Source organism: Flavobacterium sp. WC2509 (genome assembly GCF_052683105.1).
In genome coordinates, this window is the sequence record NZ_JBQZFG010000001.1 from 1,237,406 (window position 1) to 1,262,766 (window position 25,361).

General features: G+C 29.9%; 21 protein-coding genes. 4 read left to right on the forward strand and 17 right to left on the reverse strand.

All coding sequences use genetic code 11. The annotated features are described in order from the left end of the window. The 4 genes from ACUN3A_RS05075 (at position 1) to ACUN3A_RS05090 (ending at position 3,865) form a co-directional block, all read left to right on the forward strand. Positions 1–849 carry a hypothetical protein gene (locus tag ACUN3A_RS05075; protein ID WP_445550255.1) on the forward strand — a complete coding sequence of 283 codons (849 nt, stop codon included), beginning with the start codon at positions 1–3 and terminating at the stop codon, positions 847–849. Then, the gene (locus ACUN3A_RS05080; protein WP_445550256.1) at positions 836–1,846 is read left to right on the forward strand and encodes a DNA/RNA non-specific endonuclease; all 1,011 of its coding nucleotides are present in this window, start codon (positions 836–838) and stop codon (positions 1,844–1,846) included. The genes ACUN3A_RS05075 and ACUN3A_RS05080 overlap by 14 nt, the downstream gene beginning before the upstream one ends. Positions 1,847–2,171: 325 nt before the next feature. Further along, positions 2,172–2,948, forward strand: coding sequence for a type IV toxin-antitoxin system AbiEi family antitoxin domain-containing protein (locus tag ACUN3A_RS05085; protein ID WP_445550257.1), 777 nt, complete (start codon positions 2,172–2,174; stop codon positions 2,946–2,948). Next, positions 2,939–3,865: a nucleotidyl transferase AbiEii/AbiGii toxin family protein gene (locus tag ACUN3A_RS05090; RefSeq protein WP_445550258.1), complete on the forward strand. Its 927-nt coding sequence runs from the start codon at positions 2,939–2,941 to the stop codon at positions 3,863–3,865. Before ACUN3A_RS05085 ends, ACUN3A_RS05090 begins: the two co-directional genes overlap by 10 nt. A gap of 1,093 nt (positions 3,866–4,958) precedes the next feature. Here ACUN3A_RS05090 and ACUN3A_RS05095 read toward each other — a convergent pair. The 17 genes from ACUN3A_RS05095 to ACUN3A_RS05175 all read right to left on the reverse strand — a co-directional run bounded on the left by ACUN3A_RS05095 (position 4,959) and on the right by ACUN3A_RS05175 (position 25,351). Further along, positions 4,959–7,355, reverse strand: a complete 2,397-nt coding sequence (locus ACUN3A_RS05095) for a GumC family protein (protein WP_445550259.1) — start codon at positions 7,353–7,355, stop codon at positions 4,959–4,961. A 58-nt stretch (positions 7,356–7,413) separates the two neighbouring features. After that, on the reverse strand, positions 7,414–8,172 hold the full coding sequence (locus ACUN3A_RS05100; protein WP_445550260.1) for a polysaccharide biosynthesis/export family protein: 759 nt from the start codon (positions 8,170–8,172) through the stop codon (positions 7,414–7,416). A gap of 181 nt (positions 8,173–8,353) precedes the next feature. Then, positions 8,354–9,775, reverse strand: a complete 1,422-nt coding sequence (locus tag ACUN3A_RS05105) for an undecaprenyl-phosphate glucose phosphotransferase (protein ID WP_445550261.1) — start codon at positions 9,773–9,775, stop codon at positions 8,354–8,356. A gap of 151 nt (positions 9,776–9,926) precedes the next feature. After that, positions 9,927–10,667 (reverse strand): WecB/TagA/CpsF family glycosyltransferase, encoded by a 741-nt coding sequence (locus ACUN3A_RS05110; protein ID WP_445550262.1) that lies wholly within the window; start codon positions 10,665–10,667, stop codon positions 9,927–9,929. After that, entirely contained in the window at positions 10,660–11,775 is a 1,116-nt protein-coding gene (locus ACUN3A_RS05115) for a glycosyltransferase family 4 protein (protein WP_445550263.1), read from the reverse strand. Before ACUN3A_RS05115 ends, ACUN3A_RS05110 begins: the two co-directional genes overlap by 8 nt. A gap of 104 nt (positions 11,776–11,879) precedes the next feature. Further along, positions 11,880–12,944, reverse strand: a complete 1,065-nt coding sequence (locus ACUN3A_RS05120; protein WP_445550264.1) for a glycosyltransferase family 4 protein — start codon at positions 12,942–12,944, stop codon at positions 11,880–11,882. 26 nt (positions 12,945–12,970) lie between these two features. After that, positions 12,971–13,645 (reverse strand): acyltransferase, encoded by a 675-nt coding sequence (locus ACUN3A_RS05125; protein WP_445550265.1) that lies wholly within the window; start codon positions 13,643–13,645, stop codon positions 12,971–12,973. A gap of 299 nt (positions 13,646–13,944) precedes the next feature. After that, positions 13,945–14,835 (reverse strand): hypothetical protein, encoded by an 891-nt coding sequence (locus ACUN3A_RS05130; protein ID WP_445550266.1) that lies wholly within the window; start codon positions 14,833–14,835, stop codon positions 13,945–13,947. 40 nt (positions 14,836–14,875) lie between these two features. Next, on the reverse strand, positions 14,876–15,763 hold the full coding sequence (locus ACUN3A_RS05135; RefSeq protein WP_445550267.1) for a hypothetical protein: 888 nt from the start codon (positions 15,761–15,763) through the stop codon (positions 14,876–14,878). Continuing rightward, positions 15,730–16,590: a glycosyltransferase family 2 protein gene (locus tag ACUN3A_RS05140; RefSeq protein ID WP_445550268.1), complete on the reverse strand. Its 861-nt coding sequence runs from the start codon at positions 16,588–16,590 to the stop codon at positions 15,730–15,732. The genes ACUN3A_RS05135 and ACUN3A_RS05140 overlap by 34 nt, the downstream gene beginning before the upstream one ends. A gap of 2 nt (positions 16,591–16,592) precedes the next feature. After that, positions 16,593–17,876, reverse strand: a complete 1,284-nt coding sequence (locus ACUN3A_RS05145) for a hypothetical protein (protein WP_445550269.1) — start codon at positions 17,874–17,876, stop codon at positions 16,593–16,595. Positions 17,877–18,638: 762 nt separating this feature from the next. Then, positions 18,639–19,895, reverse strand: coding sequence for a hypothetical protein (locus ACUN3A_RS05150; RefSeq protein ID WP_445550270.1), 1,257 nt, complete (start codon positions 19,893–19,895; stop codon positions 18,639–18,641). Between the two features lie 113 nt (positions 19,896–20,008). Then, positions 20,009–21,229 (reverse strand): glycosyltransferase family 4 protein, encoded by a 1,221-nt coding sequence (locus ACUN3A_RS05155; protein ID WP_445550271.1) that lies wholly within the window; start codon positions 21,227–21,229, stop codon positions 20,009–20,011. A gap of 18 nt (positions 21,230–21,247) precedes the next feature. After that, positions 21,248–22,189: a hypothetical protein gene (locus ACUN3A_RS05160; RefSeq protein ID WP_445550272.1), complete on the reverse strand. Its 942-nt coding sequence runs from the start codon at positions 22,187–22,189 to the stop codon at positions 21,248–21,250. A gap of 56 nt (positions 22,190–22,245) precedes the next feature. After that, positions 22,246–22,824 carry a serine O-acetyltransferase gene (locus ACUN3A_RS05165; protein WP_445550273.1) on the reverse strand — a complete coding sequence of 193 codons (579 nt, stop codon included), beginning with the start codon at positions 22,822–22,824 and terminating at the stop codon, positions 22,246–22,248. Positions 22,825–23,096: 272 nt separating this feature from the next. Continuing rightward, the gene (locus ACUN3A_RS05170; protein WP_445550274.1) at positions 23,097–24,329 is read right to left on the reverse strand and encodes a protoporphyrinogen/coproporphyrinogen oxidase; all 1,233 of its coding nucleotides are present in this window, start codon (positions 24,327–24,329) and stop codon (positions 23,097–23,099) included. Further along, positions 24,326–25,351 carry an acyltransferase family protein gene (locus ACUN3A_RS05175; protein WP_445550275.1) on the reverse strand — a complete coding sequence of 342 codons (1,026 nt, stop codon included), beginning with the start codon at positions 25,349–25,351 and terminating at the stop codon, positions 24,326–24,328. The genes ACUN3A_RS05170 and ACUN3A_RS05175 overlap by 4 nt, the downstream gene beginning before the upstream one ends. Between the last annotated feature and the right edge of the window lie 10 nt (positions 25,352–25,361).

A 25,361-nucleotide genomic window follows, 5' to 3' on the forward strand; every position in this document is an offset into this window, starting at 1 on the left:
ATGAAGCAGATCTTTTTAATCTTAGCTATCATAGCCATTGTAATTTCTTGTAAACAAAAGCAAACAGAGGTAATAAAAAACTCATATCATACAAAAAACATTGTAAATACTGAAGAATCTGAAAATTTAATTGAAAATTCACAAGAATTTGAATTAAAATACAATGAAATATTCCAGAAAGATCTACAAATAAAATCTAAAGAATACTATAACAATGTGATTGAAACTTTTATTGATGAAGAGACTGGCTTTTTTAAATTATTTGGCGAATTATGGGACAGCCCTTTTAAATCAGAAAATGAAAGAAAAACACTTTGGAAATTAAAAATTGAACGTTATTTTAGAACCACTGCATATTTAGCCTATATCAGAAAGGAAGTTACTATTTATACAGACGGAGTTAATAATCAACGAGAAAATGGAATTTCTAAAATATTAAACGTAAAATATTCCTCTAATTTAAATCTACCTATAATAGAATCAAATTCATTCAACACTAAAAATGAAACAGTTGAAAATATTATTACTAAAATTAATACAGAAATCATTGAGCAATTAGCAGATGCGGTTTTAGGTTTTTCTCCGGAAATAATAGTAGGAATACTAGTTTTTTTTGGAGCTTGTAAAGGTATCAAGATTCATTTGTCAATACCCATAGTATTTGGCGCTTGTTTGGCAATTTTTTTTTGGATAAGATCACATAATCGTCAAAATGAAATTAGAGAAATTTTAAAAACTGAATGTAATAAAACTATAAACAGCACTAAAATTGATTATTTAGACCTACTCAATAAAAATACAATTGATTATTATTCTCAACTTCAAAAAATAAATTATGAAACTAATTAATAGCACTAAACTGATATTCTTACTATCGCTAATACTTTTAATTTCATCTTGCAGAAAAACTTCTACTGAAATTCTTGAAAAAACAGCTTTAAAAGAAGTTAGCACAGAACTTATTGAAAAAATAACTAAAAATTCAGCAAAGGAATTATCTGAATTAGGTTTATCAAAAGAAGTTACTGAATTTGTAGCTAAAAATTTTGATGATGATTTAACTAAACAATTTTTAAAACTCGCTTCTGAAAACAAAAAATTTTTAACATATGCAAAAAGTAATCCTGCTTTTATAAATACTTGGAAAACCTTTTCTGAAACTAAATTTGCTTCAAATCCAAATCAAATACGTTGGATTAATAGTGCAATAGATCAAGAAAAGTATTCATTTAAAAAAATAGGCCAAAGCGTAGAACTTATAGACTCGAAAACCAATAAATTATTAGGCACATTTGAAAAAGATAGAATTACAGCTATTGCTGGAGAAGGAGGAAATAAATTAAATCCATTATTAAACATCCATCCTTTAATGCCTAATACACGTTATAAGATTGGAAATAATTCTACTTATAGTGACGCTTTTGGAAGAGTTAAAAAAATGGTTTGTCCATTAATGTCTAATGAAACCAAAGTAGCAAGAAGTGGTATTGAGCAAGGTCTTTCCAAAAAACTTAAAGATGGTAGAATTATCTTAGATGAATTTGGAAATCCAATTAAGGTTAAAGCAGGATATTATAGATATAGCGATGATGGCGGGCATCTTTTGGCAAATACTCACGGAGGTATTTCGGAACAAATAAATGTACTTCCAATGACTAATGATGCCAATAAAATTCACTTTAAGGCAATTGAAAATAAAATATCCAAAGCCCTCTCAGAAGGCAAGACTATAAAAGATTATACAGTCTCTCCAAAATTTACTGGAAAAAGTGGTAGACCAGATAAATTTAAAGTTTCATATTACATTGATGGTCAATATTATTCTAAACAAATTATGAATAACTAATTTATATTGATATTTTACAATATTAAAATCATTAACACTTTTGAATGTGATGATTAAAAGTGATATCCTGTTAAAATAGCAAAACATTTAGTTTTATACTTTTATAATATCCTGAAACTCTTTTCCTTTTAAACTAAACTAACTATTTTACTAAAAGTTTAGGTAGATATTTTTTATATTTTTTTAAATACGCTTAGTCTAAAAATTTAATAAATATAAAAATAACGGCGATAAACGCCGTTAAAACAATATTTTGCAAACTAAGTAATTTAAATTACCTTTGTATAACGGCGATAAACACCGCAATATGACAAATATTTAAATTATGGCAACAAATGTAATACGACGAAAAGAATTATATGAAATAATGCCAGAGGGTTTAATAACTACTCATAAGTGGCTTATGGAAAATAATTTCACTCGTCACGCAATAGACAATTTGGTCAAAAGCAATCAACTGGAATCCATAAGCAAAGGTGTGTATGTTCGAAATATTTCCAAAATATCTTGGCAGTCGATAGTGTTTTCGTTACAATCAATACTAAAAACAGATTTGGTAGTTGGTGGTCTAACTGCACTTGAAATGCAGGGATTATCACATTACCTATCACTTTCAGAAAATAAAATAGTCTACTTATTTGGTAATGATTTAATTCCTGAATGGGTTAAAAATTTAGACATGAATGTGAAATTTGTGAGACACACAAGTAATAATTTGTTTACAAAACAAGATCAAGAAATGCACCAATTTACATTAAAAAGAGATTGGGATAATGATGACAGAAAAGTAATAATATCCTCGCCAGAAAGAGCTTATCTCGAAGTATTATTAGAAGTTCCACAAAAAACAACTTTTGAACACGCTGATCAATTAATGCAGGGATTAACAACTTTGTCTCCTCGAAATCTTCAAAAGGCATTACAATCTTGTAAAAACATAAAAGTAAAGCGCCTTTTCTTTTGGTTCGCAGAACGTCAAAATTATGTTTGGTTAGACAAATTGAATAAAGAAACAATATCTTTAGGCTCAGGGAACCGTATGATAATAAAGGGTGGAAAATTAAATACTAAATATAAAATAACAGTTCCAGAATGGCTTTAGGTGCAAAAGAAATTTATCGTAAACAAGTACAGCTTTTAGTTCGTATTTTGCCATTAGTAGACACAGAAAAATGTTTCGCTTTAAAAGGAGGAACTGCAATTAATCTATTTTACAGAGCACTTCCCCGCCTTTCGGTTGACATCGATTTATTATACATTCCGATGGATGATCGCGATACCGCATTAATCAATATTAGAGCAGCTTTATCTAGAATCAGCAAACTTATACACGAAAGAATACCTGGAACCAGAGTACAAGATGCACATGACCAAAGTGATGCTCTGAGACTAATTGTAAGCCATGGCGAAATACGTATTAAAGTAGAATTGTCTCCTGTTATAAGAGGAACTGTTTTTCCAGAAGTAAGAAAGGAAGTAGTTGAAGAAGTAGAAGCAGAATTTGGATATGTAGAAATGCAATTGGCTTCGCATCCTGATTTATATGCTGGTAAATTATGTGCCGCTTTAGATAGGCAACATCCTAGAGATTTATTTGATGTGAAATTTCTTTTGGAAAATGAAGGATTAACGGATGATTTGAGAAAAACATTTTTAATATTTCTAATAAGTCACCAAAGACCAATGTCTGAATTATTAGATCCACATCGTAAAGATATCAGTGACATTTATGAAACGGAATTTAGACAAATGGCAGAAGTAGATGTCCCCTTGATGCAATTAGAGGAAACTAGAGAAGATCTAATTCATCAAATCAATTCTCAAATGACAGATAATGAAAAGCAATTTCTTTTATCATTTAAAAATAAAACTCCCGATTGGAGTTTACTAGAAATGGAGAATATTGAAATAATTGCAAATCTTCCTTCTGTACTTTGGAAAATGATAAATTTAAATAGGATGCCAGAACAAAAGCATAAAGAAGCTTATGATAAATTAAAAAAGGTCTTATACCCTTAATAGCTTAAGTTAAAATGTTTTTTTTAGCTCATGTTAATGATATTTAAAAAAATTAACATGTTAAATTCTCATGTTAGAAAAAGCCAAAAAAGTTAACACGTTATAAATGTCATGTTAATAAAACCATTTATCACAAAGGTAAAAAATAATCGGGATTGCTTAAATACTCAAGTGAGGAACTCGAGTGAGGAAAACCCAAAAAACAACACAAAACCAAATTTTAAAAAATCATAAAATATTGTAAATCAATATATTATAAAACAAAAAAGATCAAATTTCAGTTTTCATAACCCTGAGGTCACGGGTTCAACTCCCGTCTTCGCTACAAAAACAAACCCTTAATCATCAATTGATTAAGGGTTTTTTATTATATTCAACTCAATAAAATTAAAACCAAAAACTCGCTCTGAGATTAATAAAAATAAGTGATGGATATGCATTCAAAAAGCAGGGGAAAAGTTAAGCTATTTTTTTGCAATCACTTAAATTATTCTATAATTTATCGTTTAAAAAAGATGCTTTCTTTTTTATTATACAAAACTCAATGTATTCAAAAAATTTCAAACTCTATTTACTACTTAGAGATTAGTTTAAAAACATATAAAAAGTCGTTTTTTATCATCTCTTATCCAAAGATATATCATAAAGCTCTCTAGAAAAAACCTCTGATACCTTTTTAAAATATCGTATTCTAATCTACTACTTATAATTTTACCTCAAGTTCATGGATTTTTCTTGTTCAGAATATAGTTTTGAACAATCTAACTTCTCTTCCAAAATTCTTAACAACTTTTGATGCCATTTATAAAGTAATACAGCTATTATTACAATTCCATTGAAGAAGTCGGAACACTAACCTTTCGGAGCTAAATAAAACTCCTTTCTCTTTGAAAATACAACCATAAGTTTAACGCTTTTCTTTCTTAGTATAAAATTAAGATTTCACTCTTGACTAATAAGTCTCACCAAGTCAAGCACATCCACTTTTAACGTATTCCTGTTTCACATGGGAGACATTGTCTAAAACAAAAAAGAGTTTACAAAGGAAAACGCCTTCATAAACTCTTTTTTATATTAAAAATTTAATTTTAAATTATTTCTTGCCTAATCTTTTATACCATGATTTTTTCTTTGTTTCTTCATCAACCCCATAACCATAACCATAGCCATAACCTTTGGCCGAATCAGTATCATTAAGCATCATACACATATTTGGTAATTTTTTATCTTTGTAAAACGTATTAGCTATATGTAACATTCGTTTTTCAAGATAATTGGCACGAACTACATAAACAAAACAATCTGCATGTTTAGCATTAACTAACGTATCAACTACTACTCCAACAGGAGCCGTATCTACAATAATATAATCATATTCATTTTTAAGTTTTTCTAGTAACTCACTAGTCTTTTGATTCATTAACAGCTCTGTCGGATTTGGTGGAATAATACCTGATGGTAAAATAAAGAACTGATCAAAATCTGGGTGCTTTATAATGTACGGGTTTATATCAGTATCTGTACTTGACAAGTAATTAGTTAAACCTTTTGGAGCTATAGGTAAATAATCTCCTAATTTTGGATTACGAATATCCATTCCAATTAGTAGGATTTTTTTGTCTGAAAGGGCAAAAGTTGCAGCTAAATTTACCGATACAAATGTTTTTCCCTCTTTTGGAAAAGTAGACGTAACAAAAATAGTTTTAGCCTTCTTATCTATAGAATTAGAAATCATAAAGTCTAAGTTCGTACGAATAATTCTTAAAGCTTCAGCTGAACTAGATCTACTACTTTTTTGCATCAATTCATTTGGCGATTCAGATTTCGGTAAATCACCAACAAAAGGAACACTGGTTAATTTTTGCAAATCTATAATACTAGTGATTTTATTATCCAAATGGCCTTTTCCATAAATAATACCAAACGGCACTAACAAACCAAGTAACATAGCTGCTAGGTATACAATTCTTCTCTTAGGTGATACAGGATTTAAATCCGCCCTTGCTTGATCAATTACACGTGCATTGGGTTCTGTAGCAGCTAAAGTAATAGCCGTTTCTTCCCTTTTTTGAAGTAAATACAAATACAATTCCTCTTTGACCTTTTGTTGTCTCGCAATAACTTTGAATTGACGTTCTTGTTGAGGGATTTTATTAATTTTTCCACTAAACACACCTTCCTGATTATTTAGATTTCTTTTTTCAATAATCAAATTACTTTGTAAACGACGCAAACCAGATGTTACGTTTGCTTTCATAGCATTAATCTGTGCATCCAATTTAACTACAGTAGGATTTTCTATAGTTGCCGATTTTAAAATACGGTTACGATCTAAAACTAAGGTATTATATTGGGCAATTAATCCTGATGCTTCTTTGTTATTATCTGTTGTTAAATTACTTGGTAACAAATCTGAATTAGAGCTTTTTTTCATAAAGTCCAATAAAGATTGTACAACGTTTAACTGAATTTCGGCTTCAATACTTTTATTAGTATATTCATTAGCTCCTTCAATATATAAAGTAGCTTCTGAATCGATATCAGTTAACTTATTAGACTTTTTAAATTGTTCTACATCTTTTTCAACACCTTCTAACTCTACTGTAATTAATTTTAAACGATCTGAAATAAAACTGGACGTATTTTTAGTAATGAAACTTTTATCGGCAGCCGCTTCACGATTATAAGTAGCAACTAAGGCATTTAAAAAATCTTCCGCTTTTTGTGGCACAGCATCTGTAATAGAAAGTGTTACTACGCTACTAGTTTTACTTAATGCTTCTACGCTTAACTGACCTTTAAAGCTTTGCACAACTAAATCAAAAGGGCTAATAATGTATTTATAAGTCTCTATTTTTGATTCTTCTTCCGTTTTTTCAACTACTAATTTATTAATTTTCAAACCACCAAAGACCGTAGAAATAACTTCTCCAAAAGCATAGTTTTTTGATGGTTGTAAAATAGTTTCTCCATCTTTACCTATCTTATTTATCTGCATTTTAAAATTATGATTCGTACAATCACTTATTTCTAATATGATTGTTTCCCCATTAGTAACATACAATGGCTTTTCAAAAACAACATCAAAGGGTTTATTGCTGTAAATTTCTTCATCTTTAATATTACCTATACCCAATAGCTGTTTATCCAATTGTAATTGACGTACGGTACTTTCAATAACAGTACGGGATTTTAAAATCTCAACTTCATTATCAACGTTACTTACCCCTTTTCCTACTAAACCCAAATCAGCAAAAGCACTTAATTCAGACATCATCCCTCCTTTTTTTTCGTCTTTTACTAATACAGTAGTTGATGCCTGAAATTGGTTTGTAGTAAACTTCAAATAAACCCATGCACACATCAAGCCAATAATTACTGCCAAAATAAACCATTTCCAATAAATCAAGTACTTATCCAGCTGTTCTCTAATTGAAAAATCCATTTCGCTGTTCTCAAAATCATCGTCGTAAAACTCTTTTGTATTCATTTTTTTAGGGTTGTTTGGAGCTATGTAATTTATTCGTTTTTTTGACTTCTTTATAGTATTATTTATTTACTGATGTAACAATTAAAGTCATAACAGTTATTAAAAGAGATGTAATTGAAATAATAACTCCTGTATTAGGTCCCACTTTTGTTCCATTTACTTTAGTTTGATTGGGTTCCACATACACAACATCATTTTGTGACAAGTAATAAAAAGGGGAATTCACAAAATCAGATTGAGTAATATCAACCCTATTGAACGTTTTTACTCCGTTAACTTCACGAATAACTAAGATATTATTTCGTTTACCATATATTGTCAAATCGTTTGCCATACTCAAGATTTCAGGCAAAGTTACTCTTTCTGTTTTAATGTCAAATGTTCCTGGATTTGTCACTTCTCCTTGAACTGAAACCTTAAAATTAGTAATACGCATATTGATAATTGGATTTTTAATGTATTTGCTAATTTTTTCATACAACATTCCTGTTACCTCGGTACGGGTCATATCTCCCACGTGTAACTTTCCTAAAACTGGAAAATCAATCATTCCTTTTTGATCCACTAAATAGGATTGTAAAGATTCTTGTCCTCCTATCGAATTTAAATTATTTGGATTAGGGACTGAAATGGTTGTCAAATTAAACGGCATAGCAATTTCTGGATCTTCAGCAGAAACTACAATCAATAATAAATCATCAGGTTTTATTTTTATCTCATATGAATTTGTGCTGCTAATAACTTTATTATTTTCGTAATTTTGGTAGTATACTACATCCTTGGCGTCTCCACAACTTTGAAGCAATATTGCAAACATGATTATTGCTTTTAATAGGTATTTATTTACTTTCATTTGATTTTTTATCTTTTGCAAATTAATTAAAACTATTGGTCGTTTGCAAGTATTTTAATTCATAATTATTGTTTTTAACGTATTGAGACTTTTACGTAACCTTTCTAGTTTTATATTAAAAATATTAACATCAAAATACTAATTTTTAATAGGCATTTTCGTCTCCCCTGAATACACTCACTACTGTTAGGTATACAATTTTTAAATCAAGTAAAAAACTCCAGTTTTCTAAATACCAAATATCGTGTTCTACTCTACCTACCATGTCTGAAAGCTGATTTGTTTCTCCACGAAAACCATTGACTTGAGCCCATCCGGTGATACCTGGTTTAGTATATTGACGCACTAAAAAATTATTTATTAATTCCGAATATTGTTCAGTATGTGATAACATATGAGGTCTTGGCCCTACAACAGACATATTTCCCAATAAAACATTCAAAAATTGAGGTAATTCATCCATACTGGTTCTACGCAAAAATGCACCCACTTTGGTAATACGTGAGTCATTTTTAGTGGCTTGCAAACTATCTGCATTATGATTCACATACATAGTTCTAAATTTAAAACAAGGGAATGCTTTATTGTCCCTACCTGAGCGCTCTTGCACAAAAAAAACAGGTCCGCGAGAGTTAATTTTAATTAGGAAAATTAAAATAGGAAACAACCATGAAAAGACCAATACAATAACAAGTAGAGAAAAACAAAAATCGAAAATTTGTTTGACTATACGATTAAAATTAATTTCTAAAGGTTCCTTTCGCAACATTAAAACGGGGATATTTCCGTTTCCATAAAAAACAACTTCAACTCTATTTGTTTTAGTATATTGTTGAAAATCAGGAATATACCTAATTCTAACCATATAACGTTCGCAAAGGGCAGTAAGCTTATTAATCACTTCAATTTGGTTGATATGTAGGGCTACGTACATTTCGTCAATTTGATTTGAACTTAAATAGTTTTCCACATCTTCAAACTTACCCAAAACAGGAGCTTTTAACTCGGTTTCATTGCTTTCATCATCAAAAAAACCCATCACTCGGTATCCATAAGTCAGATCTTTGGACAATATCCGATTCATACGTTCTCCCATCGGATTGGCGCCAACTATGACCACTTTCCTAAAATTAAAGCCACGAGATCGAACATACTTCAACAATTTCATAAACAGTATGCGGAATATCATCAATAAAATAAAAAAAGTGGAATAGAAATAAACCATCCTTAAACGGGAAATTTCTCCATAATCCAAAACAACGATAAACAAGGCAATGACTGCTGAGTGAATCATCAGAATTCGGATGGTTCTATAGAGAATGGCTTCGATACGTTCGGTTCGGACAATCCGAAAGGAGTCTTTGTACAGCAACAATGAAATCCAGAAAATGTTAGCCAACAAGGAGAGGGCTTTACTTCCCTTGACATCAACTTTTTCAAAATTCCCATATACAAACAAAAAAGAAACCACTATGGAAGTATTCAACAACACCAAATCCCAAACCAAAAAACCAAGCTTGAAGTAGCGGGAAAAACGGTAAGTGGCGAGTATTTTTAGAATTGACATATTAATTAAAATGTGTTTATTGTTTATTGTTCTATTATTGGATAATACAAATTAGTAGTTATTTGAATACCTATTTTACAATTTGCACCGCTTTTTTATAGAGAAACTCTTTACTCTAGACTTTTTAATTTAAATTTAAAAAGCAAACCAATTAACCTTTCCTCAAACCAAACTTCTCTCTCAAAATTAATCCTACAAAAACAGGTCCATAATACAAATAGCGTTTCCACATGCGTTTGGGTTCTTTTAACAAACGGATGAACCATTCCAGCCGTAACTTAATCCAAAACGGACTAGGTCGTTTCACTGTACCTGCATAGAAATCAAAAACAGCGCCTATGGAACAAATGATTTTGGTATCTAAATATTCTTTATGAGAGTAAGCCCATTTCTCCTGTTTAGGGGCTGTCATCCCGACAAACAACACATCAGGCTGAAAAGCATTAACCTCAGCAACTTTTTTTGATTTCTTATCATGGAAAAATTCAGTCTTAAAAGGTGGTGAATAAGTCCCTACCCGTACATTAGGAAAGTCAATAGCGATTCGCTGCTTGATTTTCAACAAGGTATTTTCAGATGACCCTAGATAAAAGCAACTCCCTCCTTTTTTCTCCAATTCTTGGAGCAAGTGAAGGTGAATATCCGCTCCGGCAATTTTTTTTATTTTTTTTCCCGAAAGTACCCGCAATGCTGCTACTACAGCCATACCATCTGGCAATAAAATATCAGACCCCTGCAAGGACGCTTTAAATGCGGCATCCTTTTCAGCAATGCAAAAGGAATATTGGTTGATGGTATTGATAAGGGTCTTGCCGGCAAACCCTACTTGGTTTAAATTACCATTATAAATGGAATAGTCCATTAAAGGAATGGTGTTTAATATGTTAATCATTATTTTTATTTATAGTCTCAAAAATTTTTAAAATTTGGTCACAACATTTTTCCCATGAATAATTTAAAATTGTTTTTTTACCACTTGCAAGAATATTTTGTCCAACTATTGGATTTGACAATACCGAAATAATACTGTTAGCAATTTTTTCAGGATTTTCAGCATCAACAAAATAAGCAGAGTCACCTAATACTTCTCTTAAAACAGGAATATCTGAAACAATATTAGGCACACCGTACATTAATGATTCCAATGGAGGGAAACCAAATCCTTCAATTTTTGGCAAGAACAAAAATAAAGTAGCATTTGAAAAAAGTGTGGTAAATTTATTTTCATCTGCAAAATGAACACATTCAATAAACGGCTTAAATTCTTCAAAACCAACTAACTCATAATCCCTTATACCACATACTACCAATGGTAGTGGATTAGTTACTAATTCCCTATATTTCGTATACCCTTTCAATAAATTAATCATATTTTTATGGGGCAACTTTGATGTTATTGCAAAAATATATGGAGATATCTTCTTTGACTCAATGTTCTTTGTAAAAATTGATACTCCATTGTAAACTACATAAATATCTTCTCTCCGTTCATGGTGTTGATAAATCATTTGCTTGGAGAATTCAGATATGGTTATTATTTTATTTGCTACAGTTAATGAATGTTTTAAAGATTGAGTAATGAAGTGATTTTCAAAAAAACTAAAATAATTAGGATAATTAGACAAGTAATAAAATGGAATCATGTCATGAACCGTAAGCACAATAAAAGGCTTTTTTTTTCTTTTAAACAAACTAGGTGCAAAACCTTTTGGCGAAAAATAAATATCAGCATTTTGCTTTTTAGCCAATCGAATGGCATTGACCAATCTCCACAGAAGTCTTTTCTTAAAATTGGGATATTCTATCGAAACTATTTTTAGTTTTATATTTGCAATTTCTTTTATTTCATCTAAGTTCTCTCCTGAACAGGCAACAACGATTTCAATATTTCCATCATTTTCTTTTGCTAACGTTTTCAATATTGACAAACTATAATTGTATATACCAATACTTTTACCTTTATTTAAAGCAATCTCGTAAAAATCAAAAAAAATTTTCATTTTGTGTTTTTTATTGACAATGATTAATGTTAGTGTTTTTTTTTATCATAACTACTAAATTGGAATTAAAGAAACAGATTGTAAATATAAATACCCCAATTTATTCAAATAACACTATTTACAGCTAAAAATATTCCTTTGGCTGCATTTTCAGAACTATAAATTTGCACATGTTTCAAGGCATTTTCTGATAGTCTTTTATATTCGTCCTGACTATTAAAAATTGAAATAACTTTGTCTGCCCATACTTTTTCCGACAATGGAAGAACATAACCATTAAAGCCGTCAACCACCAAATCGTTTGCTACACCAGCATTCATACAAGTAATGACTGGCAAACCTGATGCCATTGCCTCGTTTGCAACAACGCCCCAAGGATCATTCCTTGTAGGAAATAAAAATAATTTAGCTTGTGTATAATAACTAGGTAAATCTTCTTGACTAATAAACCCTGGATAACTATATTCTATACTATAACTTTCTAACAGTTGAACAATTTCTCTTTCTAGGATCCCATTTCCTAAAATAAGAACACTACATTTGCCATATTGTTCCTTAACAATTCTTGCAATTTCCACAAAAAAAAGAGGCATTTTCCGGTCTATAAATTGGCCCGAGAACATCAAATCAAATTTTTTTTCCTTAGAAGATTCCTTCAAGAATAATGAATTATTTATGGCAAGATAGGTTCTGAAAAATTTACTTTTATCAATGCCATAACTTTCATAGAGTTCAGCAGAGCCATTACTTGGCCCAATAAAAGCTTTGGCTTTTTTGAAAACTATTTTGCGAACAATTTTATGAATAATCGACAAAGAAGATTCTGAAATTAAAGTCCCATCAGTAAAAACGATTAGTTTTCTAGATTTAAAAATCGTCCATAAATAAGCATAAAGCATTGATGGATAAAACCCCATAATAACAACCACATCAGGGTTTAGTTTATTTAAGGACTTTATTATTTCAGGATTGTTATGAATAGCATTGTCATTAATTTTTGATAAAACTTGTTTGTCATAATTTCCATATTGAACTTCCCATTTTCTGTTTGATTCTTTTTCTGCACAATAAACAACCGTATAAAAACCCTTAAAATATTCCGAAACCAATTCATGCATTTTTTCTCTATATGGAGCAGGAATATTCGTTAGCAACACCACTTTAGCCATTAACTTTTTTTTATAAATTTCATTAATTAAACGCGTTCTCTAATCCACACTATACCCCCTTTTATTTTCCTCGCTGGAACTCCTCCGTAAATAGTATTTAATTCCTCACATTTTCCTGTCACGATGCCACCTGTTGCAACAATTGAATTGTCTCCAATAATTGCACCTTTTAAAACTTTTGAATCAGCACCTAACCAAACATGATTCCCGATTAATATCGATTCAGCTGAATTGATTCTTAGTTTTGATTGTTCATCATAAATAACATGACTGTCCCCATTTCGTATTTCAATACTGTGCGAAAACATACAGTCTTCACCAATGGAAATAGACTGTCCTTCAGTCGCGGCAATATGACCTCCTTCCATCGTTGTACGATATCCAATTTGAATTTTACCTCCATCATCCTCAATCCATAACTCCGTACGAGATAATGTACAATGTTTTCCAATTATTACGTCACAATTATTTCCAGAAATATGCAATAAACAGTTAGACAACCTATTCTCAGGGTGAATTATTATACTATTATTTTTCCCATTAATCCTAATCTTAGTTTTTTTTAAAAAAGCACCTTTTAAAAGTATGGAGTTTCCAAAACCACCTTTAATATTCAAAATAGAAAATAAACTATATAAAAAAGAAATTAAGAACAATATGGATTTATTGCTTTTTATTGTATTTAACAATATTTTTCTCATGTGTAATTAGTTTTAAAAGGAAAATAAAATTATAAAATAGTAGAATAAAAAAGTTGATTAAATTAATGTTCATTTATCGTTAGGAATTTAAGTTTTATATTTTCAAAACTTTATAGTATATCAACTATTTTTGAAATACCTAAAACAATAATCAAATCCGAATGAGAACTTCCTCGACATTTTTGTGAAGAGGCAAGACAACTTTAGAATATATCCACCCGATTATAGGTAAATAAATTATAGTAGCGCAATTCATTTTATATTACTTTTAATCAACCAATCGACTGTAAGTTTTTTAATTACCAATAACAGCCACCTTCTACTTTAGTAGCATTCTTTATTTTATCTTCATCATCTGGAAATACAAAATAATCATTAATGATGTCTTTAAAATTATCAAAATCCAACCATCTTTTACCTTTAACACCAAACAACATTTGTGTTGGGCCTCCCAAATGAATTGCTTTTTTGCCCATGCGTTTTACATGAGCCGCTAATGGAAAACCATACGCACCGCAACCAATAATAGCAATATCAAAATCTTTTTTATCTATTTCAGTTTTCATAAAATCGAGTGCTTCAAACCAATCAGAAAACATAGAATCATTACCCGCTACAGTCTGCACTGCTTTAATCGTTTGGAGTGACTTAAAAAGAGGTAAAACGCGTTTGTCTTTGAATAAAAATTCCCTATTAGTATTATACTGTCTTTCGATAGTGTTATTAAACGGATGGATCACTAAAACTTTCTTGTTTTCTAAAACGGATGTCCATGGATCTTCTTGTAAATAAGATTCCAATGTTGACAATTCTACTCTTTTAGCTAATGGATACTCCTTCTGCAAAAATCGTTCTTCAATACGCCAACAGCCCAAAATATCCAACAATTTCATATCTTCATACATCATTTCAGAAAATTGCCGAATTTTTTTTTCGTTAGAAGGAAAAAAACCTGAAAGCATTTGCATATTTGTAAAAACTGTATTCTTGATCAATGGCTGAATAATTACTGGAATTTTAGGGTATAAAATAGCTTTAATTTCTGTAGAGCCAAATCTAGCAATCATTGACGGCTTGTCTTTTTCTAATTCCTCTCTAATAATAGAAGTACAAATAGCACCCTCAATTGGCGGCACATAAAGTACATCTTTAATGATTTTGTGTGCTAATTTAGATAGTTTACCGCTCATTTCTTAATATTTTTTATTATTGCAATTCCATTTTAGTAATCTATTTTTTTTTTAAACTGGCTTCTATTCTCTTTTTATGATATCTATCAACTAATGCTTTAAAGAGAAACTGAATAGTAGCAATGAAACCAATCAAACGAATAGAAAAAAATATAAGATTAAAAGATTTACCGACTAAATCTTCTAAACTATTTTTGTCAAAAGCCAATATGTAGGGCAAATTAATTCTTAAAAAAGGGAAGCCGTGGTTAGAGGTTTTGAATCGAATAATTCTCAAATGTTTTTTGGAATGTGAACTAATTGAATTGTACTGATCCGTATCCATTTTAGAATAGCAAGATTGAAAATAGTAATAATCGACACTATCAGTAATGAAATTGGATAAATCAAAGTAAGATTTTACTTCATTATCTTTAACTTTATCAAACAGAATAGGATCAACTAAAGCACTTGAACTTTGCATAGTGACTTCTAGATTTAGCTGTGAATTAAAAGCATATATCCTTTTGACTTTTAACAAACTACCGAACAAAATTGCAGCAAACCCTCCTGCCGAACTTCCTATAGTATAAATCTTAAATCCTTCTGTTTCCTTTTTTAGAAAATCAGTCAGTTTTAAAGGAGTGTCCAATTTAGAATTGATGCCACCTATATACCATTGCTTACGAATATCCCTGATAAAAATATGCTTTCCCGCATATGGGTGCTTGTTTCTTTTCCATTCGTATTTATCTCTTTCAATAATAGAATAATCGAACGATTTTAGTGTATTAGGATAATATATTTCATTACTACTAAAATAAATAACACATAGATTAGAGTCACATTTTTCTTCAGTATTATATTCGATACAATAATTCTTAGTCTCAAATGCTTTTAAAACAGCAGGAGAGTCTATTTGGAAAATAAACGGTTCTTTTTTATCCATAAAGTTGGAAATAATAATCGCAAATGAATTGTTAATAAGTGTTTTACTGCTATTAGGGAACCATAATACTCCTGTTCGAATAAATAATAATAATACGGATGACTATTACCTAATGGGGAATATAAATTTTGAATTCTTTTATACAAAGAAACTGAAGGAGAACACCAAATCGGTAATTTTTCACTTCCTTCACAACTCCCTATAAAATCTCCTGAGATATGAGAAGTGAGATTGTTTTTTCTTACTCTCAACCCATATTCAAAATCACCTATAGCATGAGGAAATCTTTTATCTAGAATTCCAATGGTTTTAAAAACAAACTTAGGGATTAACACACAATTTCCATTAATGGTAAAAACCTCTTGGAGTTCTCCATTAGGAATTAACATCTTTGAATCTTTAGAAAAACCTCCATAAGAAATAGTATTGGTTTCTAAAGAAATTGTACTACCACAAATTACAGATTTCTTATTTGATAGATGGGCATCATTTAAAAGCATTTTTATTGCATTTTTAAATAAAAAAGTATCATCGTTTAACCATAAATAATAATCATAATCTTTAATATCAGCTGCCGTTTCCCACGCCAAATGCATTCCACGATTCCAGTAGAGATTACCATTACCTCTTATTACATTTATTTTAGGGAATTGAAATTTTATAGCTTCAGACGTACCATCAGTAGAAGCATCATCTACCAAGAAAACTTCAATAATGTAATTTACTTCTTGATCTTCTTGCTCATATAAGGCCTGAATACATTGTAAAGTTTTCTCCTTACGATTGTGACACGTAAGTAAAACTGCTATTGTCGGAATTGATGTCATTATCATTTAAAAGTCTGATTAGGCAAATTATACATCATTTTTCTTGTAACTCTTTTTTGCTTTTCAAAAATCCCCATTACCCAATATTTCATTTGACTATCTGTCATTTCTCTAAAAGATTTAGAATAGCAAAACCCAATAAAAAACCACAAAACCACATATTGAATATAAAAATTATTTATATCTTCTACCCAAGCATAGGTCCATCTAAAAGCTATAAATAATCCCATTATTTTACTAAAAATATTATTAGACTTATTAATTGCCAAATAAGATGCTTGGTAGAACAAAATAAAAATTAATACAACTCCAGCTAATCCCAACCATATAAAATAGTTTAATATTGAGACTTCATTCCCATTTCTTTCATTACGCTTATTCATATCAATTTCTCCAAATGAATCAGAAATGTTTCCCCTAGCAGGGCTTCTGCCAAAAACCCATGAATTGTATTTTTCAGCAGTTACAAGCACATCAACATATAAGGCTGTTCTGGTGTCAGCCATTAAATCTTCTTCAATAATATTGCCATTACTGTCTCTTTTTTTATCTATAAATGCCTTATGTTTATCTCCTTTCGGGTTAAATATATTATAAGAAGCAGATACGGCTAGGGTAAAAAAGAGAAATGGTAAAACAATTAGGATTATCCTAAGGAATTCAAACATTTTAACGCTAAAAATTTTTCTAAAATAATAAATTAAAGACATTATAATAGGTATAATGAATTTTATCAAATTACTTCTTGCTCCAAAATCTGCCAAAATAACGTATGTAGCTATCGCTAACAGTATTAATATCCATTTTTTTGAGAGTATTGGAAGAAATATCAACAGAAAGGAAAAAGGAGCCAAATAAAATCCAAACTCATCCTTGCCTATAAAAAATTGAACAATCAAAAATAATGGAGCTGTATAAAAAATATATTTTTTTATAAGATATTGCAATAAAAACTTACTTTCCATCGCAAAAACTACTATAGGTATCAATAAACACATCGTATTACTGATCAAATTTTTCCAATCCCAATACCCATCAATTATAAAAATACCTCTAACAAATGAAATGAGAACATATAGGACATATATATTTAAAAAGTAGAGTTGAGTATTATATAATTTAGAAGTGTATTTTTTTTTTATTTCCCAAAATAAAAAAAGCATAAAAAACTGAATACCCCACCAAAAAGTAGTATTCCCTAATTGCATGGTTGAACCATGAGAATTTAGGGTGATCAACATTATACAATAAGGCAGTAAATTTAATATATTTTTTTTATTAATCATGAAGAATTTTATTAACCTTATAGCTTTCCCTACCCAAATTTCGTTTTCGGGAATATCCTTTGTTAAACGAAGCTACTATCACAGAGTTATTGCCAATAGAAACTCCTTTTAAAAGAGTTGAATGTGTCTCCCAATAAACACATTATTATCTATAAAAACCTCTTTTTAAGAGCGGCATTTTATCCAATGGTTTATTATTTCTGATAAGGGATCCAGATTATAAACAATCCCAATGGTTTTCTAAAACAAACTTACTGGTCAACACACAATTTCCATTAATAACAAAAGCCTCTTGTAATTGTCCATTAGGAATTAAAATTTCAGAATCTTTAGAAAAGCCTCCACAAAAAATAGTATTACTTTCTAGATAAAGTCTACTACCACAAATTAATGATTTATTTTTTGATAATTAGGCATCATTTAAAAGCATTTTTATCACATTTACAAATAAAAAAACATCATCGTTTAACCATAAACAATAATCCTAATTTTAGTATTCACTGCCTTTTTGCCAAGCTAAATACATCCCACAATTCTAGTAGAGATTACCATAACAACTTATAATATTTATTTTAGGAAATTGAGGCTTAATAACTTTAGCCGTTCCATCGGTAGAATCGTCATCTAAAAAAAACTTCAATATTGTAAATTTACTTCCAGATCTTGTTGCCCTTATAAAGCCTGAATACATTGTAGGGTTTTCTCCTTGTGATTATGACAGGTAAGCAAAACTGCTATTATTGGAATAGATGACATTAGAATTTAAAGAGTATTGTTAATCAAAGGGTCAGAAGAAACTTCACTTACTAAAAGAGATTCTCTTTCTACTGAAATAATTTTATTTCTATTAAAGAACCGATTATTTTTCTGCTTTTTTTCAATTATTGGAAAACAATAAAAACCTAATATTAAAAACCCCCACGGTTCAGAATCTATCAATCCGTTGTTTGTAGAACCTACCAATAAAAAAGAGCTAAGTATTATAAATTTATTGAATAAAGTATATAATTTTAAAAACCGCTTAAACCAAAAGTAATAAGCTATACATAAAAAAATAAATAAAACTATACCATAATTAATAATAAATACAATGTAAGAATTTTCAATACCACCAGCGCCTAATTTATGCATTATGGGAAGATATTTTTCTGAATTTCCTAACCAAAATTCATTTTCATCAATATATGTAAAAGCTTTAAATACATCTACCCTTGCCTGAGAACTCTCACCACTAATTTTTTCATTAACCAGCCTTCCTCCCAATCCATAATTAACCACTGCTAAACTAATAAAATAAGCAGATGCTAATAAAAAAACTAACAACAAAAATCTTATTCCATTTTTTGTCTTTTTAGCTGTCACAAGACTGATTATATATATCACGGCTAAGCAAATCCAAATAAGAGTTGCTCCTCTTGCGTTAAAGCACAACAAAGAAATAAATCCCAGTATCAATAATAACATTTTATAGTGAATTTTAATTGAGCTTATCACTATAAACCCCATTATCGTTGATATACACAATGCGTTATTTAGAGGATGGCCTAATAAAGCTGTACTTCTGAAATTCCAATCCTCGCCAAAATATTCAAAACTTTCTGCACCTTCAGAGAATATATTTGTAAAAAATACCCGCTCATAAATTGCCAAAAAACACTCTACTATAAAAAAAACAAGAATCAAATATTGAATTACTCTTTTATTGGATTTATTTTCAGTACCCAAGATAATCGATAGAATCATAGGAATTAAAAAAAAGAATAATACTGATTGTATTTGAATAAATTGCCCTAAAGATATTTTAATAACTATAATGACTAAAGCCAATAAAATTATACGAAACTCTTCATTAAATTTAGCAATCAACAGATTATTAACATCACCTATTAATTTAATGAAAAACAATATAGCAAGTATAAATGAGGAATAAGTACCCACTTCTTTTATTCCAATTTTAACAGCTACAGTTGTAGTTAAAAACATATAAATTAGTATTCCAACAAATAGAAGATACTTCATAGTTTAAAAGTTGTTTTTAAAACTTTTCCATAATTCGTACTATATTTCCTATTCATTTTGTGTTTATGTCCATATTTTTTCAATAGAAAATGTACTGTCGATTTGCCAATAAATTAACATTTAGAATTATGGTTATTTAGAATTTCATTATAATATTTAATGTAACTTTCTACAACAGATTCTGAAGAAAATCGAGATAAGACATTGTCAAATCCGACCATTGCAATTTGTTTATATAATGCTACATTAGTTAACAATTCTTGTAATTTATCACCAATCTCTTTAGGATTGGAAACATCTACCAATAATCTTGTGTCATTTAAGACCCATGGTACGGCACCAGACCTAATGCCTCCAATTGCTGGAATTCCAAAAGACATAGCCTCAATCAAAATCACACCAAAAGATTCTTCCAAAGAAGGATGTAACAATAAATGAGCCTTTTTTAATTCCTCCTTTAAATGTTGATGACCAACTAGACCATAAAAAGAAACATTTTGCAATCCTAAATTTGATGCCTCTTGATATGCAATGCCATCAAGTTCAGATCCATTACCAAAAAGATGGAGAGTTGCGTCTGGTATTTTTTTTTGTAATTGTTGAAAAGCTAACAAGCCAGCTTTTCCATTTTTACGAACGTCCCATCCGTTATTAATCATAATAATGCGAGGATTTGACAAAGATTCTAATTTAATCAAAATTGTTGATTCGATTTCTGAAATATTTTGACTAACTATTGTAGGGTTTGGTATAATTTTTACGGATTTACATCTTTTCTGAACGTAAGGTAACATATAAGACGAAACTGTTGAAGCAAATTCAACTTTATTAAGTATCAGCTCAGACATTATCAAACGGCCAAACCAAAACATTTTTTTAAAAAACCAAAATACTCTATAAGCGTTATCGTGAATGGTTATTAAATGTGGAAATCCTGACTGAACAGCCGCTCCCGCATATTCATAAGACCAATGCGCATGAACAATATCAGGAGATACTTCCTTGATACATTTAGCCATATTACGTTGCTCTAAATCGTATAAATCAAGAATTCTACCAATTTTTTTTCCATTAAATCTCACTGATCTAGGTCTGTATGGAACAACAATCCATTCGAAATTTCCTGATTTAAATCTTTTTATTTTATAATCACCATCGAGTGCAACAGTTGTTGTAATGGCTGTGACTATGTGATTTTTTAATAATAATTCTTCGATAATAGTTCCGATAAAAGGAGCTGTCAAAACCCCTTCAGGTAATTGATTAATATTATGACCTGGTAAAAATTTAACAATAAATGATTGATGGGAAGGAGCTAAAATTGCAATATGCATAGATGATTATTTTATAATTTACCAATAACAAGCGTCTTCTACAACATTAGCATTTTTAGGCTTGCTATCATCACTTGGATAAATCCAATATTTATTCATAAGAGCAGGATATTTACCTTGAATACCTAATTCTTTTTCTCCGTACAAAGGATTTTCCCATCTTTTACCTTTTATCCCGAACAATAATTGCAAAGAACCTCCGACATGAACAGCTTTTTTCCCAATTTCTTTTACATAAGAGGCTAAAGGAAATCCATAAGCACCTGCTCCAATTAAACAAACGTCAAAGTCCACTTTGTTAATTTCAGCTTTCATATAATTTAAGGCATCAAACCAAGATGAAAATTCACAATCTCCTCCTAAACTTTGCACAGCTCGAATTGTTATTAAATTAAATTCAGGTAAAACATCAGAATTGGCAAATAATAATTCTCTACGTTTGTATTGCGCTTTTATATCCTTTTCAAAAGGATGAATGACTAAAACATTTTTACCTTTTAATGCTGTTGTCCAAGGTATTTCACTCCAAAACGGATCTAAAAATAAACCTTGAATTCTTTTTGCATTTACCAATTCCTTTTTAAAATAAAACTCATCATTCAACCATGAGGCAAGAATATCAACATTCTCAGAATTCTGAATCATAAGTTCACAAAAACATTCTACATTTGGAACCGTCGCAGGAAAAAAACCACTCCATTGCTCTATTTGCTTTAAACTTGACTTATTCCACCACCAATCTAATTCTTTACCTTGTATGTACGAAATAAAATTTGTGCTTTTCTTTTTTACACCCAAATAATTTACCATACACATTAATTCAGTTGCACCGTAACGAGCTATCATTACGGACCTTTCCCCATTTAATAATTCTAAAATGTTTTGAGAAATAATATTAGGATCTTTTTCTCTATTTGTATTTACCAAAGTTTTTGTTCCAATAATCTTCCTATAAGACACTGACAAAACCTTTAAAATGAATCTATTTATTTTCAAATTTATCCGTTTTTTTAAAATTATTTTAACAAGCTAATTGATACTTTGCCTTTTTCAATAGCTGGAACTCCAACTAAAATCAGATTGGGCTTAGAACAGCTTTTATTAACAACTGCATTGGCACCAATAGCACAACCATCAGCAATAATAATATCACCAAATATTTTTGCTCCAGGCCCAATATAAACATTATTTCCTATTTTGGGTACTTGCTCGTCAAAACCAGCTTTAGCTCCAATATTTACACAAGCATTTATCGTACAATTTGCTCCTATTTTGCATTGCCCATTCACAACTATTGTACCTCTGTGAACAATTCTTAATCCTGGACCAAAACTATTAGGGGCAATTGTAAATCCTAATTTACATGATAGTCTTTTAAACCTTCTGGCAGCAATAAACTTTTGCAATTTCCAAAAAAAAGTTTTTTTGTCAACATTATATAAATATTCACATTTCCTTAAAGCCTTTTGAAACAACCATATCTCCAAATCAATATCAAATGGGTTAAAAAAAAGCATTAAAGGTAACTTCTTTATACCTAATGCTTTTTTATCTTCATTTAAATAGAAACTATATGTTTTTTTTGAGTTTATCATTTAAAAAAAAAGGATTATATCTGAGAGTTATTAATAAGCTAGTTGATACATCTATATTAAAAAAACACTTTATATTTTAAGAGAAATTATAAAAATATATTGCACGAATTATATTTTTAATCTATTAATTTAAAAAATAATATTATCATATACTAAAATAAAATCATCCAATATAGGATTAAAATATGAGATAATTCACTTATCTTTCTTTTTAGTAATGAAATCAAATTTACAAAAAAAACTACAATATGATTTTTGTTAATCCCACTTATTTATTGAATTGTTTTACTTAAATCTATAGCTGCCCCAATAGCTGCATCCATATTATAATACTCCCATTCTGCAAATCTCCCCAATAAATAAATTCCCTCTGCCTCCAGTAATTCTTTTAGGTTATTAATTACCTCCCTAGTCGAAGCATTTTGAATAGGATAAGTATACTGAGTATAACGATGGCTAAGATATTTAGGAGAATAAGGTATTTTTTTAAGATTTTCTAAAATAGCATTTTTATCAACTTCATCAGTAAATTCAATAGTTGCCGTTAATCCATCATGACCATTATTTGTTTCTGAAAAATTACCAGTGCAAATAATTCTGTGTGAATGATGGGTCTCATCGGGCATATAAATCCAACTGAAAGGATTCTTATCAATTTCACATAAAACAGAAGTTGTACCATGATATTCAAGAGCCTCAATTGGCTTAGTAAAGGATGAAATTTCTATTACTCCTTCTAGCATAGAAGGCAAATCTTTAATATTGCCACAAAACACTACCTTGTCAAACTCGATTCCATTTACACTCCATTTATCACCCTTCTTTTCTAATTTTTTAATTTTAGCATTATAAATGATGTTCAATCCTTCTGCTAATCGGTCAGCTAAAAATTGTGATCCATTGTTCTTTGCATAATAAAAAGTGCTATGTACCATAGTCGTTTCATTTGCCTTATTAAAATTGTCAAAAATAATTTCCTCTACAGACGGCATAGGTAGCTTTCCAGCTAACCAAGTTAGAGGTACTTGTGATAAATCTCGCTTCCAAACTTTTTCGTTGTAAGGCTTAAAATAGACATTATACAATGTTTCTCCAAAACGAAATTTCAAAAACTCCTCAAAATTAGTCGGCTCAACATTTTTATTTTGGGCTATTTTCAATAAATCAGTAATTATTTTCTTTTGTAGTTCCGCATCAAATTGATAGATGTGATTTTCAATAGGATACCCAATAGGTCTTCCCATATAAACAATGGCATTTCGAGTAGCCTTAGTAAATTCTTCCTCACGGTCAAAAAAACCCCAAAACCAATCCAACACATCTTGCCGTCGGGAATTAAACACATGTCCACCAACCATATGATAAAGTGTTCCATTTACCCGCTCACATTTTATCAATCCACCCGGTTGGTCTGCTGCTTCAAACACTGTGACCTCGGATCTGTCTTCTAACATACGCGCTATCGACAAACCCGAAATACCACCTCCGATTACTGCTACTTTCATAATTTACTGTTTGTTTTTTTTATTTTTTCTCCATATAAAATAAAATCAAGATAAGGGGAGAAAGTGACAATCTTCTTTATCAAAATACAAGTTTCAATAAGCACCAACGACATAGCTACTATAACAATTATTGTGTATAAGTTACTCAAATTAGAAAAAATTGCTGTATTTGCCAATAGAGTCCACATGCTAAAGTGAGTTACATATATAACCAATGAATGTCTACCATAATGTTTTAACCTACACTGCAATATTGAGTTTTCCGTATATAATCTGGATAAATTATAAATCAAAATTATAGCAGAAATAGAGATAATGATTTTTATCAGCTTGTTCTTCATCCCTAAATCAAAAAAATCATAATTTCCAACCATAACTAAAAAAAGGGTAAAACTTATAAAAAACACAGATTTATTCAATATCAATTTAGAAATCAAGGTATATTTAGAAACAAACATTCCGCCAAAAAAGAACAAACAATATAATATATATGAATCCAAATCAGTCAAAAATGGCAATTGAAAATACCTTAAGGCGAGCAACATGGATATAAACAAAAAAAAAGCAAAAAAATCAATAAAAATTGTTTTTTTTAATTTAACATTTATGTAGATCAACAAAAATATAGTGTAAAGCACATAAAACAAAAATAAATCCCACAGAAACCATAATGGACTCCATCTAGTTAACAAATCAATAAACTGTGTCCATATATTGAAGTCATACTCATTCACCAGAAACAAGTTATAGACAATTAAAGGCCAAATAAAATATGGCAGGAGAAGAGATCTTGTTTTTTTGACTAGACCGGAAATTGCCTCCCATATATTGTTAACGTTGTACGTTTTATATCCAATATAACCACTAACAAACATAAATAAAGGCATATGAAAAGAATATACAAAACTAAAAATAGGATGGTGACATGATTCAGTTGTATTGGCTTGTAATAGATGTCCAAAAACAACTAACAAAATACAGATTCCTTTCTGAAAATCAATGTATTCAATGTGCTCTTTCATAAAAACAGAT